The sequence below is a fragment of the Enterobacter sp. BIDMC 30 genome, assembly GCF_000534355.1.
Lineage (GTDB): Bacteria > Pseudomonadota > Gammaproteobacteria > Enterobacterales > Enterobacteriaceae > Enterobacter > Enterobacter ludwigii.
This window is the reverse complement of the sequence record NZ_KI973169.1, coordinates 3,074,186-3,086,582: the sequence shown is the minus strand read 5'-3', so window position 1 is coordinate 3,086,582 and position 12,397 is coordinate 3,074,186. Positions and strand designations below refer to the sequence as shown.

At 53.6% G+C, this 12,397-nt stretch carries 11 protein-coding genes; 4 read left to right on the top strand and 7 right to left on the bottom strand.

Features of this window, described 5'->3' with window-relative positions:
- Nucleotides 1–52 precede the first annotated feature (52 nt).
- Nucleotides 53–1,987: a protein kinase YeaG gene (gene yeaG / locus L466_RS07800; RefSeq protein WP_014169637.1), complete on the bottom strand. Its 1,935-nt coding sequence runs from the start codon at nucleotides 1,985–1,987 to the stop codon at nucleotides 53–55.
- 432 nt (nucleotides 1,988–2,419) lie between these two features.
- Here yeaG and L466_RS07805 point away from each other — a divergent pair, with 432 nt between their 5' ends.
- A complete protein-coding gene (locus L466_RS07805) occupies nucleotides 2,420–3,169 on the top strand; it encodes a MipA/OmpV family protein (RefSeq protein ID WP_014169638.1) in 750 nt (249 codons plus the stop codon).
- Between the two features lie 91 nt (nucleotides 3,170–3,260).
- The gene (locus L466_RS07810) at nucleotides 3,261–4,115 is read left to right on the top strand and encodes an aldo/keto reductase (protein ID WP_032681227.1); all 855 of its coding nucleotides are present in this window, start codon (nucleotides 3,261–3,263) and stop codon (nucleotides 4,113–4,115) included.
- A 47-nt stretch (nucleotides 4,116–4,162) separates the two neighbouring features.
- Here the strand turns inward: L466_RS07810 and L466_RS07815 are convergent, their stop codons facing one another.
- Nucleotides 4,163–5,047, bottom strand: a complete 885-nt coding sequence (locus L466_RS07815) for a D-hexose-6-phosphate mutarotase (RefSeq protein ID WP_014169640.1) — start codon at nucleotides 5,045–5,047, stop codon at nucleotides 4,163–4,165.
- 74 nt (nucleotides 5,048–5,121) lie between these two features.
- A complete protein-coding gene (gapA, locus tag L466_RS07820) occupies nucleotides 5,122–6,117 on the bottom strand; it encodes a glyceraldehyde-3-phosphate dehydrogenase (protein ID WP_020884442.1) in 996 nt (331 codons plus the stop codon).
- A gap of 341 nt (nucleotides 6,118–6,458) precedes the next feature.
- On the opposite strand from gapA, the gene msrB reads away from it, so the two are divergent.
- Nucleotides 6,459–6,872: a peptide-methionine (R)-S-oxide reductase MsrB gene (gene msrB, locus L466_RS07825; RefSeq protein WP_020884441.1), complete on the top strand. Its 414-nt coding sequence runs from the start codon at nucleotides 6,459–6,461 to the stop codon at nucleotides 6,870–6,872.
- A 56-nt stretch (nucleotides 6,873–6,928) separates the two neighbouring features.
- Entirely contained in the window at nucleotides 6,929–7,192 is a 264-nt protein-coding gene (locus L466_RS07830; RefSeq protein WP_153852331.1) for a YeaC family protein, read from the top strand.
- A gap of 55 nt (nucleotides 7,193–7,247) precedes the next feature.
- Here the strand turns inward: L466_RS07830 and L466_RS07835 are convergent, their stop codons facing one another.
- The 4 genes from L466_RS07835 to sppA form a co-directional block, all read right to left on the bottom strand.
- Nucleotides 7,248–8,507 (bottom strand): chitinase ChiD, encoded by a 1,260-nt coding sequence (locus L466_RS07835; RefSeq protein ID WP_032681226.1) that lies wholly within the window; start codon nucleotides 8,505–8,507, stop codon nucleotides 7,248–7,250.
- A 170-nt stretch (nucleotides 8,508–8,677) separates the two neighbouring features.
- Nucleotides 8,678–9,319, bottom strand: coding sequence for a bifunctional nicotinamidase/pyrazinamidase (pncA, locus tag L466_RS07840; protein WP_032681225.1), 642 nt, complete (start codon nucleotides 9,317–9,319; stop codon nucleotides 8,678–8,680).
- A 9-nt stretch (nucleotides 9,320–9,328) separates the two neighbouring features.
- On the bottom strand, nucleotides 9,329–10,345 hold the full coding sequence (ansA, locus tag L466_RS07845; protein ID WP_020884438.1) for an asparaginase: 1,017 nt from the start codon (nucleotides 10,343–10,345) through the stop codon (nucleotides 9,329–9,331).
- A gap of 63 nt (nucleotides 10,346–10,408) precedes the next feature.
- On the bottom strand, nucleotides 10,409–12,265 hold the full coding sequence (sppA, locus tag L466_RS07850) for a signal peptide peptidase SppA (RefSeq protein ID WP_032681224.1): 1,857 nt from the start codon (nucleotides 12,263–12,265) through the stop codon (nucleotides 10,409–10,411).
- Nucleotides 12,266–12,397 lie beyond the last annotated feature (132 nt).

The following is a 12,397-nucleotide window of genomic DNA, read 5'->3' as shown; positions in this document are numbered from 1 at the left end:
GACATTTTTGTAGCCCGGCAGGCGTATGCGCTACCGGGCACTTGTACTTATATTAAGACGATTTACGTACGCGCAGATACCATTCGCAGAGCAGGCGAACCTGTTTGCGGGTGTAGCCTTTCTCCATCATACGGTCGACAAAATCGTCGTGCTTTTTCTGCTCATCGGTTGACGTTTTGGTGTTAAACGAAATCACCGGCAACAGCTCTTCAGTATTGGAGAACATTTTCTTCTCGATTACCGTGCGCAGTTTCTCGTAGCTGGTCCAGTTCGGATTACGTCCGTTGTTATGCGCTCTGGCGCGCAGGACGAAGTTCACAATCTCGTTACGGAAGTCTTTCGGGTTACTGATCCCGGCCGGCTTCTCGATTTTTTCCAGCTCTGCGTTCAGGGATTCCCGGTCGAACAGCTGGCCGGTATCCGGGTCGCGGTACTCCTGATCCTGGATCCAGAAGTCAGCATAGGTGACATAACGGTCAAAAATGTTCTGCCCGTACTCTGAATAAGACTCCAGGTAGGCGGTCTGGATCTCTTTGCCGATGAACTCCGCATATTTCGGGATCAGGTAGCCTTTCAGGAACTCAAGGTAGCGTTCAGCCTGTTCCTGCGGGAACTGCTCGCGTTCAATTTGCTGCTCCAGCACGTAGAACAAATGAACCGGGTTGGCTGCCACTTCCGCATGGTCGAAGTTAAACACGCGGGAGAGGATCTTAAAGGCGAAACGCGTGGACAGACCGTTCATCCCTTCGTCCACACCGGCGTAGTCGCGGTACTCCTGATAAGACTTCGCTTTCGGGTCGGTATCTTTCAGGCTTTCCCCGTCATACACGCGCATTTTCGAGTAGATGCTGGAGTTTTCCGGCTCTTTCAGGCGCGAGAGAATGGAGAAGCGCGACAGCGTTTCCAGGGTGCCTGGTGCGCAAGGTGCGTGTACCAGCTCACTGTGGTTAAGCAGTTTCTCGTAAATTTTGATCTCTTCGGAGATCCGCAGGCAATAAGGCACTTTGACGATGTAGACACGGTCAAGGAACGCCTCATTGTTTTTGTTATTACGGAAGGAGACCCACTCAGATTCGTTTGAGTGCGCGAGGATAATGCCGTTAAACGGCAGGGCGGAAATACCTTCCGTACCGTTGTAGTTGCCTTCCTGGGTGGCCGTCAGCAGCGGATGCAGCACTTTAATCGGTGCTTTAAACATCTCGACGAACTCCATAATCCCCTGGTTGGCGCGGCACAGCGCACCCGAGTAACCGTAGGCATCCGGGTCGTTTTGCGCGTAGTTTTCCAGCTTACGAATATCGACTTTACCCACCAGGGCGGAGATATCCTGGTTGTTCTCATCACCCGGTTCAGTTTTGGCGATAGCAATCTGTTCCAGAATGGATGGCCACACCTTGACGACGCGGAATTTGGTGATATCCCCACCAAACTCGTGCAGGCGTTTTGCCGCCCAAGGCGACATGATGGTGCCAAGATAGCGCCGCGGAATACCAAACTCTTTATCCAGAATTTGCGCATCTTCCTGCGGATTAAACAGGCACAGCGGATGGTCATTCACCGGGCTGCGTTCACCGTTAGCGCTCAGCACATAGATAGGGACGCGTTGCATCAGTGATTTCAGACGTTCAGCCAGTGATGATTTACCCCCACCCACAGGGCCGAGTAAATAAAGGATCTGTTTCTTCTCTTCCAGACCCTGGGCGGCATGCTTCAGGTAGGAGACAATCTGTTCGATGGCATCTTCCATACCATAGAACTCTTCAAACGCCGGGTAGCGGGCGACCACCCGATTCGAAAAGAGACGGGAAAGCCGAGGTTCCAGGGCAGTATCAACCATGTTTGGCTCACCAATAGCCATTAATAGCCGTTCTGCCGCATTGGCATAGGCACTGCGATCTTGCCGACAAATGGTAAGAAACTCCTGCAGTGTGAACTCTTCGTCCTTGGCAGCTTCATAACGCTGGCGATAGTGATCGAATATATTCATGGCATGCCGTCCTTTCGTTTTTTAGCACAGGATAAGAGCCGTTCGTATGAGTAGTGGAGGCTCCCGGAAGAGAATCTCTCGCACCTCACTGCCAGAGCAGCAACCTGTGTGCCAGGTCAGACGCTAAGAACCGCAGGGTGTTCAGAAAAAACTCTTCTTAATTTAAAGCGTAGATGGCATTTGCAAAACTTGCATGCCGATAAAATCTAATTTCAATGACATATCAATAACTCATCCAAAAATTTCCCCTGCTGTTTTAGGGTAAAAGCACGTTTTTCATTCAGTAGTCATATAAATGAAAGCAGGCTGTCACCTGAAAAGTTGAAAATAACGGGTTAATCAGACTGATTAGCAGGCAAAAAATTTTGGGATGTACGACAATGGCGGTTAAACTTCTCTCGCTGATTATTTGACTACAGGAAAGAATGGATTGTGACCAAACTCAAACTTCTGGCATTGGGCGTACTTGCCGCAACCGCTGTTAGCACCGCACAGGCGGCGGAAAGTCAGTGGACTGTTGGCGCGGGCGTTGGCGTGATTAACAGCCCATACAAACAGTATGATCGTGATGTTTATCCAGTTCCGGTTGTCACCTATGAAGGCGATAACTTCTGGTTCCGCGGTCTGGGCGGTGGCTATTATCTCTGGAATGATACGGCCGACAAGCTCTCCATCATGGCTTACTACGATCCGACGCACTTCAAGCCGGGTGACAGCGACAGCCATGCGCTTCGCCAGCTCGACAAGCGTAAGAGCACCATGATGGCGGGACTCTCTTATGTGCATAACACCGAATATGGCTTCCTGCGTACCGCGCTTGCGGGGGATACGCTGGATAACAGCAACGGTTTTATCTGGGATCTGGCCTGGCTCTATCGCTACACCAACGGTGCGTTAACACTAACCCCGGGTATCGGTGTGCAATATAACAGTGAGAACTACAACGACTACTACTATGGTGTTTCTAAGAACGAATCCCGTCGTAGCGGTCTGAAGAGCTACAGTGCGGACGACGGTTGGGATCCGTACCTTGAGCTGACGGCAAGCTATAACTTCCTCGGTGACTGGAACGTCTACGGTACCGGGCGCTATGAGCGTCTGAGCGATGAAGTGAAAGACAGCCCGATGGTTGATAAGTCCTGGGCGGGCATATTCTCAGTCGGTGTGTCCTACAAGTTCTGATTGTGCATTAAAACAGTGCAATCATTGCATCAAAACGGGGCGCTTGCGCCCCGTTTGCATTGGTGTGGTGCAACGAAAAAGAGGGGATGATATGAGCGTAAAAACCGTGACCTTTTCCGCAGGGCGTCCACTTCCGGCTATCGGACAGGGTACCTGGTATATGGGAGAAAAAGCCAGCCAGCGTAAATCCGAAGTGAATGCACTGCGGGCGGGCATTGATCTGGGGTTAACGTTAATTGATACCGCTGAAATGTATGCCGAAGGCGGAGCGGAAGAGGTGGTCGGGGAGGCCATTAAAGGCCAGCGCGACAACGTTTTTCTGGTATCAAAAGTCTACCCGTGGAACGCTGGCGGTCAGAAAGGCCTGGCGGCGTGTGATGCCAGTCTGCGACGTCTTGGGACAGACCATATCGATCTCTACCTTCTGCACTGGCGCGGTAACTATGGCCTGGATGAAACCATTACGCTGATGGACACACTCCAGCAGCAGGGAAAAATTGGCCGCTGGGGCGTCTCAAACCTGGATTATGAAGATATGCAGGCGCTGTGGCGTGAAGAGGGCGGTTCCGCCTGTGCCACTAATCAGGTACTTTATCATCTGGCGTCACGGGGAATTGAATTTGATCTGCTTCCCTGGTGTCAGCAACAGGCGATGCCGGTGATGGCTTACTGCCCGCTGGCTCAGGCTGGGCGCCTGCGTTCGGGGCTGATGAACCATCCGGTCGTGAATGCCATCGCGCATAACCACCGCGCCACTGCCGCCCAAATTCTGCTGGCGTGGGTTATCCGCCATCAGGGTGTTATTGCCATACCAAAAGCGGCCTCAATTGAGCATGTTAACGCCAACGCTGGAGCGCTGGAGATAACCCTCACCGCGGAAGAACGTCACAAACTGGATAATGCTTTCCCGCCACCCACCCATAAACGCCCGCTGGATGTCGTTTAATCCTGACGCATGCCCCTCTCCTTTACAGGAAGAGGGGCGGTAGCGTATTAGCGCTTCACAATACTGATTGTCTGCCCTAAGCGAGACGGTTTTTCTTCGCTGGTTTTTTGTGGCGCAGTGACGCACGCCGTTTCCACACAGACGAAGGTTTTGTAACCGTCATCAGGCACGTCGGCCATACTGACAGAAAGTGCCGGGCCTGGGTTCCAGCCCACCACGTTGCTGTGATGGTGGTGTACCACTTCGATACCACGGTTCAGGGCGCTGTCGTGGATCACGTTGCACGCTTCCGGATGCAGGTAAACGCGGTCAGTACGATCCGGGAACGTCTGAATGCCGTCGCTCAGTTTTCCTTCTTTCGCGTTATCCACTTTGTCGATAAAGGTATCGCCAAGGCCGCTCACCTTCACGGCACTGATGTCACCAACGTTGAAATAGGTGTGCAGGGCGGAGGTGGTTTCAAATTCACCGTGCGCTTCCAGTTCGATTTCGCAGGTTTTGCCCAGCTTGAAGCGTGCGTACAGGGTGAAATCGTGCGGCCACAGGGCACGGGTTTCCTCATTCGCCTGCAGCTCAAAGGTCAGTACCGCACCGTTATCGTCTTCATTGTGCGCTTTCAGCGTCCACTGCTGGTTACGGGCAAAACCGTGAGAGGGTAGGCCTTTCTCAGCGGAAGGACCAAACCATGGCCAGCAAATAGGCACGCCGCCGCGAATCGCATCCCCTTTTTTAAAGGAGGTCGCGTCGCTCAGCCACAGTGCTTCCGTTTCGCCTTCAGGTTTCCAGGAGAGCAGGTGTGCGCCGTTCAGCGCCACGGAGGCTTTTACGCGCGGGTGGTCAACGACGATGATATCCGCACCATCAATCTGTCGGCGGGAGAGCACAGGGGTAAGTTGTTCGACTACCGGAAGTGCAAAAATTTTATTAATCATTAAGCAATCCTCTGTCTAAAAACAATAAAAAAGGCGACCGAAGTCGCCTTTTTGGATCAAGAACTCATCTCAACTTATTTGGAGATGTGAGCGATCAGGTCCAGTACTTTGTTAGAGTAGCCGGTTTCGTTGTCGTACCAGGAAACCAGTTTCACGAAGTTGTCGTTCAGTGCGATACCTGCTTTAGCATCGAACACGGAAGTGCACACTTCGCCGTTGAAATCGGTAGATACAACGTCGTCTTCGGTGTAGCCCAGAACGCCTTTCATTGCGCCTTCGGAAGCAGCTTTGATTGCTTTCTTAATTTCTTCATAAGAAGCAGCTTTTTCCAGACGAACGGTCAGGTCAACAACGGATACGTTAGGAGTTGGAACGCGGAACGCCATACCAGTCAGTTTGCCATTCAGTTCTGGCAGTACTTTACCTACAGCTTTAGCTGCACCGGTAGAGGATGGGATGATGTTCTGAGCCGCGCCACGGCCGCCACGCCAGTCTTTGTGAGACGGGCCGTCAACAGTTTTCTGAGTCGCGGTGGTCGCGTGAACGGTAGTCATCAGACCTTCGACGATGCCGAAGTTGTCGTTGATTACTTTAGCCAGCGGTGCCAGGCAGTTGGTGGTGCAGGATGCGTTAGAAACGATGTCCTGGCCAGCGTAAGTTTCGAAGTTTGCACCACGAACGAACATTGGGGTGTTGTCTTTAGAAGGACCGGTCAGAACAACTTTTTTCGCACCCGCGGTGATGTGTTTACGCGCAGTTTCGTCGGTCAGGAAGATACCGGTAGCTTCAGCTACAACATCAACACCGATTTCGTTCCATTTCAGGTTAGCTGGGTCTTTCTCAGCAGTAACGCGGATGGTTTTGCCATTAACAACCAGGTGGCCGTCTTTCACTTCAACGGTGCCGTCGAAACGACCGTGAGTTGAGTCGTACTTCAGCATGTACGCCATGTATTCAGCGTCCAGGAGATCGTTGATACCAACGATTTCGATGTCAGAACGTTTCTGAGCAGCACGGAAAACAATACGGCCGATACGGCCAAAACCGTTGATACCTACTTTGATAGTCATATATTCCACCAGCTATTTGTTAGTGAATAAAAGGTTGCCTGTAAAATTACAAAAACCTTACGCAGCGTCAAGCGGAATCGTGTCAATCATTGCGACAAATCAATCCTGTGACTAACGTTTGTGCGACTGACTCGCCTCACTTTCCCTTTGAGCTAGCAACCACATGGGGGCTGCGCGCGGCATTTTAAAGTCCTCGCAGGATAAAAATGTGAACATGATCACAATTGCCTGACCGCCTTTTCGCGACACATAAGTTTAGAACAAAAGTGCACGCAAGGGTGTTAATGTTTTGTTAGAATCCGGGTTAAAAGATGTCTGTTTCTACAGCGAGATGTAAGCATATGTCGAACCAACGTAACCCTGACGATTTGAAAAAAAACCTCACCGAAATGCAGTTTTACGTGACGCAAAATCACGGAACCGAACCGCCTTTTACCGGCCGTTTACTGCACAACAAGCGCGACGGTGTCTACCACTGTCTGGTATGTGACGCCCCGTTGTTCAATTCCCAAACGAAGTTCGATTCTGGCTGTGGCTGGCCAAGCTTTTATGAGCCGGTTAGTGACGATGCGATCCGCTACCTGAGCGACACGTCGCACGGCATGGTGCGAACTGAAATTCGTTGCGGAACCTGTGACGCCCACCTTGGACACGTCTTCCCGGATGGCCCTCAACCGACGGGTGAGCGTTTCTGTGTGAATTCTGCGTCGATGAGCTTCACCGATGATGAAAACGGTGACCAGATCAAAGGTTGAAAAAACGATTCAGCAAATTATTCCTTTGAAAGGGAGAGATCGTGAATATTGATGACATGATTAGCGGTATGACGCCGGAGGTGTATCAGCGCCTGGTGACTGCTGTTGAACTGGGCAAATGGCCGGACGGTGTCGCGCTCACGCCGGAGCAAAAAGAGAACAGTCTGCAACTGGTGATGCTCTGGCAGGCGCGTAACAATACCGACGCGCAACACATGACTATCGACACTCAAGGCCAGATGGTGATGAAGAGCAAGCGCGAGCTGAAAGAGGACTTTGGTATCACGCCAAAGCCGATCGCGACGATAAAGATGCAGTAACGGTGGGGCGGCAGTCCTGCCAGCGCCCTCTCTCTGGAGAGAGGGCGTGCTTATCTTACTCTTTGGGTTTAATTCCCAGCGACTCCGCCAGCTGTTTCGCTAACTGGTTATTGTCATCCGCGCCGTACTCCCAGAACATCGCCCCGGCGAGACCTTTCTCCTTGATGTAATCCGCTTTGATGGCGACGGAACGCGGGTTCTCATAGGAAAGGGCAAACAGCGCCTTGCCGTCCGCCGCATTCACTGAAAGCCACGGCACTTGCGCCCGTTCGTCCCAGTGTTCGGTAAAACGCTTCTGCGGATCGTTTAAGAGCTTTTTCACAATATCGTTGTACTTCACATACGTATCTTTGGTCAGGTCGTAACCCAGTGACGCGAACAAGCCGGTTTCCTGAGGCCCAAAGTAGGGCTGGGTCACCGGATGGTTTTGCGCATCGGGTTTTGTCCAGTCAATACCGGGCTCCACGGCGCGTTTTGGCACGCGGCCGTAAAAACCAATCCCGAGGTTCATCTGCTGCGGCTTCAGCCCGGCCGCCAGATAGTTGTTCACCACAAAATCCACGCTGTATTTGTCTGCGGCGGCCACCGTTGGCCAGTCGCTGGAGTCATACAGATTGGCGTTGAAATACTGTGTGCCATACGCCATGTCGTAGGTCATCAGGTTGATGTAGTCGAGCTGCGGGGCAATGGCCTTAACATCCACCCAGCTTTTCGGACTTTCTGCATTTGCCCCCACCGCGATGGTGACCAGCTTTTTATGCCCGAAGGCGGCGCGCAATTCTTTCAGCAGTGCGGTGAAGTTATCGCGATCGGCTGGCGTGCTGGCCACCAGTCCCCATGCGCCATTTACCGGATATTCCCAGTCAAGATCGATGCCGTCGAGTGCATATTTTTCGACAATCTCCTGAGCCGAGCGGATAAACACCGCACGGCTCTCTTGGGTCGCGGCTGCGCCGGAGAATCCACGCGCACCCCATCCGCCCACGGAGAGCAGCACTTTCAGGTTTGGATTTTGCTTACGCAGCGTCGGGATTAGCGCCAGATCGGCGGCGACTTTTGGCGACAGCCAGATCTGATGAAGTTTCGCCGGATCTTTCAGCGCAGCATGGGTTTCGTCTTTCTCATCGTTATAGACCAGACCAAATGAGTAGTTCAGGTGGGTAATCTGACGAACGTCGAGCATATTGATATCACCACCGGGACCGGCGGTGACATCGCCACCGCCGTTAAAATATCCCACAGACATCAGGGGAGTGGCGGAAGCAACTGACGCGCAAAGCAGGGGTAATGCTGCCAGCAAAGGCAAACGTTTCATACAAGTTCCTCTTTGACTTAACAAAAATAACCACGCCACGGAAAAGGCGTGGCGAAAAAACAGCCTGAAGAGAATAGCATTGCCGCTTCGCTGGTGATGCGAGGGAGTTCACTTTATGGGGAATGAGACGGGGCGTGCCGGGCAGCACTGTGGCTTGCCCGGCGAGAAGGTCAGGCGTGCGTTTCCAGCCAGTCTTCCAGGGTATACAGGGTGGCGCCTTCCGCGGCCATATCCATAAACGCCTGGGCGCTGTCCTGCGCCTGAATGTTCACCCCACGACAGCCGTCGGTGATGACGCTGACGGTATAGCCTAGCTGGAGGGCGTCCAGCACGGTGAACTTCACGCAGTAATCCGTCGCCAGACCCAGCACAATCAGTTCGGTGATTTCGTGATGGCGTAACCACCCGTCCAGCGCCGTTTTCTGGCGATGCCCGTTATCAAAGAAGGCGCTGTAGCTGTCGATAGACGGGTTTTCCCCTTTATGAAACACCGCGTCGATGGCCTTCTGATTCAGCAGCGGATGCAGCTGCGCACCTTCCGTCTGTTGCACGCAGTGATCCGGCCAGAAGGTTTGTGCCAGGCCGTCAAGTTCACCCTGAGTGAAGGGCTCAACGCCGTGCTGGCTGGCAAAACTGCCGTGATCAGCCGGGTGCCAGTCCTGGCTTGCGACAACTGCCTCACCCCGCGTTTTGCACCACTCAATCAGCGTATTCGCCACGTCTACGGTGCTGTCACCTTCAGCGACAGCCAGTGCGCCGCCCGCACAGAAATCATTTTGCAAATCGACCAGTAACAGGGCGCGTTGCGTCATGGTGCCTCCTTATTCGTCCGGCGTCAGTTCGCCGCGCAGGTTTTGCATCATCGCGCTGCGGATGGACTGAATGTCCAGATCCTGACTCAGTAAATAGTGAAGTTTAGTCAGCGTGGCTTCAACGGTCATATCGAATCCGCTGATAACGCCTGCATGCGCGAGGGCGTTACCGGTGGCGTAACCGCCCATGTTGACTTTACCGGACATGCATTGCGTCAGGTTAACCACCACGATCCCGCGCTCGCTCGCTTCCTGCAGCTCTTTCAGGAACTCGCCGTTCTGCGGAGCATTGCCCACGCCGTAAGAGCGCAGGATCAGCGCTTTCACCGGCTGGCGCAGGAAGTTACGCACCACATCTGCAGAGATACCCGGGTAAATCGTTACCACGCCAATCGGTTGCGGCGTGATCGGATGAACAATCAGTTCGCCCGCCGTGCTCGGCGCAGGCGGGGTGCCCAGACGACGAATATGGATGCCCGCCTCCAGCAGCGGCTGCAGGTTCGGTGAGGCGAAAGCGTCAAAGCCATCGGCGTGCGCCTTCGTGGTCCGGTTGCCGCGATACAGTCGGTTGTTGAAGAACAGCGACACTTCGTTAATCGGGTAATTCGCTGCCACATACAGGGAGTTGAGCAGGTTGATCTGCCCGTCAGAACGCAGCTCCGCCAGCGGAATTTGCGAGCCGGTGACGATGACGGGTTTGCCCAGATTCTCCAGCATGAAGGAGAGTGCCGAGGCGGTAAACGCCATCGTGTCGGTACCATGCAGGATCACAAAGCCGTCGTACTGGTCGTAATGGGCTTTAATGTCGTCCGCGATATGCTGCCAGTCTTCCGGCGTCATATCGGAGGAGTCCATCAGCGGCTCGTATTCGTGGATGGTGAAGTCAGGCATTTCAGGACGGTGGAATTCAGGCATCAGCGCGAGCTGGCGCTGAAGGTGGCCGGAGACCGGGATATAGCCGTTTTCAGAGCGCTGCATACCGATGGTACCGCCAGTGTAGGCTACATAAATCGATTTCTTCTGCATGGTAGTGAGTTCTTGTTCTTCAAAAGAAAAAAATCCCCTCTTCACGGGAAGAGGGGACGGTGTTTAACGGACGTTTGCACAGGTCAGACAAAACGCGTAACGGCTTTGTGGATCGTTAAAGGCCGCCAGTTTGTCGCTTTCCGCTTTCATCGCTTTAGCCGCCGTTGCGACTGGCGCAGGCAGATACGCCTGCAGCGCCTCAGGCAGCATGGCGCGCACGGAGCCGGACATGCTGTTCATCACCAGGTCAAAGAACGACGGCTCGTCCTGGTAATACTCAACATGCCACTGCTTGAGCTTCGCCAGCTCGGCGGCTTTTTTCACCGCGTCATCAAAGTCGCCCAGGCTGTCTACCAGACCATTATTCTTCGCATCCTGGCCGGTCCAGACGTGGCCCTGCGCAATGTCGTCGATCTGTTGCGGTGTCTTTTTACGGGACTCTGCCACCAGCGTAATAAAGCGCTTGTAGCCGTTCTCGATACTGAGCTGCATCATCTCAGAGACTTCAGGCGGCAGCGATTTGGTGACCGACACATCCGCCAGCGGTGAAGTGGCAACGCCATCGGTATGGACGCCCAGATAATCCAGGCTGTTTTCCACGGTGTTAATCACCCCAAAGATGCCAATCGAGCCGGTCAGCGTGCTCGGGTTGGCGACGATGTAGTTAGCCGGGGTTGAAATCCAGTAACCGCCCGAGGCCGCCATTCCACCCATCGATACCACTACCGGCTTGCCGGCTGCACGTGCCGCGGCAAGTTCAGCGCGGATCACTTCAGAAGCGCTGACGCTGCCGCCAGGGCTGTTTACGCGCAGTACAATCGCCTTCACTTTCGGATCAAGGCGAGCATCACGGATTTGCGATGCGGTGGTATCACCGCCCACGTTACCCGGCGTTTCCTCGCCGTCCATGATGGCACCATTAGCAAAGACCACCGCGACGCTGTCACCGCTGTCATCCGGTTTTTTGGTCGCATAATCGTACATGCTGATAGCGCTGAAGTTTTTATCCTCTTTGCTCCAGCCAAACTGTTTGCTCAGTGATTTTTCGATATCCGCGCTGGTGCCCAGCGCATCGACCAGTTTGTTATCCAGCGCATATTTTGCGGTATCACCATCAGCCTTGCGCAGGCCTTCCAGCACGCCCTGCGCACCAGGGAACACCTGTTCAGCGGTTATCTGGCGGTTAGCGGCCACGGTGCTCAGATAGTTCTGCCACAGCTCACCAATCCAGCGGCTGTCCGCTTCACGGGCCGCAGGGGACATATCATCACGAATAAACGGCTCCACGGCGGATTTATAGGTTCCGACGCGGAAGACGTGGGTGGTGACTTTCAGTTTGTCGAGCAGCGATTTGTAATACAGACCGTTAGTGGCAAAGCCATGCAGATCGACCGTACCCTGCGGGGAGAGCCAGATTTTGTTGGCGAAGCTGGCCAGATAATACTGCCCCTGGCTGTAGCTGTCCCCGACCGCAATCACCGGCTTGCCGCTGTCACGGAATTCGCGCAGCGCTTTACCAATGTATTGCATCGAAGGCTGGTCGCCGCCGGCAAAATCTTTAAGATCCAGCACGATGCCGGTAATGTTGCGGTCGTCTTTTGCCTGACGAATGGTATCGACGATATCGAACAGGGAGTTTTCCTGAAGACGGTCTGATGTCGCGCCAAACAGCTGACGGCCAATAACGCCCAGACGATTGCTGGTGGACGGCTTATCGACGATGACGCCCGTGATATCAAGTAACAGCGCCCCGCGAGTCGAATGCTGCGCCTGATTTGCGTTGCTGATATGCATCCAGACGCCTGCGCAAACCAGAACCAGGAGGATGAAGAAGATATTCATCACCAGGTTGCGGACGAAGTTGAGCAGTCGCCACGTCCATTTAAAGAAACCGGCAATGATTCGCCAAAGGGTTCGCATGTATTCTCCCTAACCAGAAAATGACTGTTTCCGTCGCCACGGGACGGCAATGTGCGGTTATCGTAATGACCCAACCGTCACTTGTCAGCAGGAATCGCCTGCTACGCTGTAACAAAATCTGCCGCCGTGTTA

What these genes read in the sequence shown, in the direction of transcription:
- L466_RS07830 (WP_153852331.1), top strand. Translation starts at nt 6,929, where the DNA reads ATGATTAGCGGTATGACGCCGGAGGTGTATCAGCGCCTGGTGACTGCT.
- pncA (WP_032681225.1), bottom strand. Translation starts at nt 9,319, where the DNA reads ATGACGCAACGCGCCCTGTTACTGGTCGATTTGCAAAATGATTTCTGT.
- gapA (WP_020884442.1), bottom strand. Translation starts at nt 6,117, where the DNA reads ATGACTATCAAAGTAGGTATCAACGGTTTTGGCCGTATCGGCCGTATT.
- sppA (WP_032681224.1), bottom strand. Translation starts at nt 12,265, where the DNA reads ATGCGAACCCTTTGGCGAATCATTGCCGGTTTCTTTAAATGGACGTGG.
- ansA (WP_020884438.1), bottom strand. Translation starts at nt 10,345, where the DNA reads ATGCAGAAGAAATCGATTTATGTAGCCTACACTGGCGGTACCATCGGT.
- L466_RS07815 (WP_014169640.1), bottom strand. Translation starts at nt 5,047, where the DNA reads ATGATTAATAAAATTTTTGCACTTCCGGTAGTCGAACAACTTACCCCT.
- L466_RS07810 (WP_032681227.1), top strand. Translation starts at nt 3,261, where the DNA reads ATGAGCGTAAAAACCGTGACCTTTTCCGCAGGGCGTCCACTTCCGGCT.
- yeaG (WP_014169637.1), bottom strand. Translation starts at nt 1,987, where the DNA reads ATGAATATATTCGATCACTATCGCCAGCGTTATGAAGCTGCCAAGGAC.
- msrB (WP_020884441.1), top strand. Translation starts at nt 6,459, where the DNA reads ATGTCGAACCAACGTAACCCTGACGATTTGAAAAAAAACCTCACCGAA.
- L466_RS07835 (WP_032681226.1), bottom strand. Translation starts at nt 8,507, where the DNA reads ATGAAACGTTTGCCTTTGCTGGCAGCATTACCCCTGCTTTGCGCGTCA.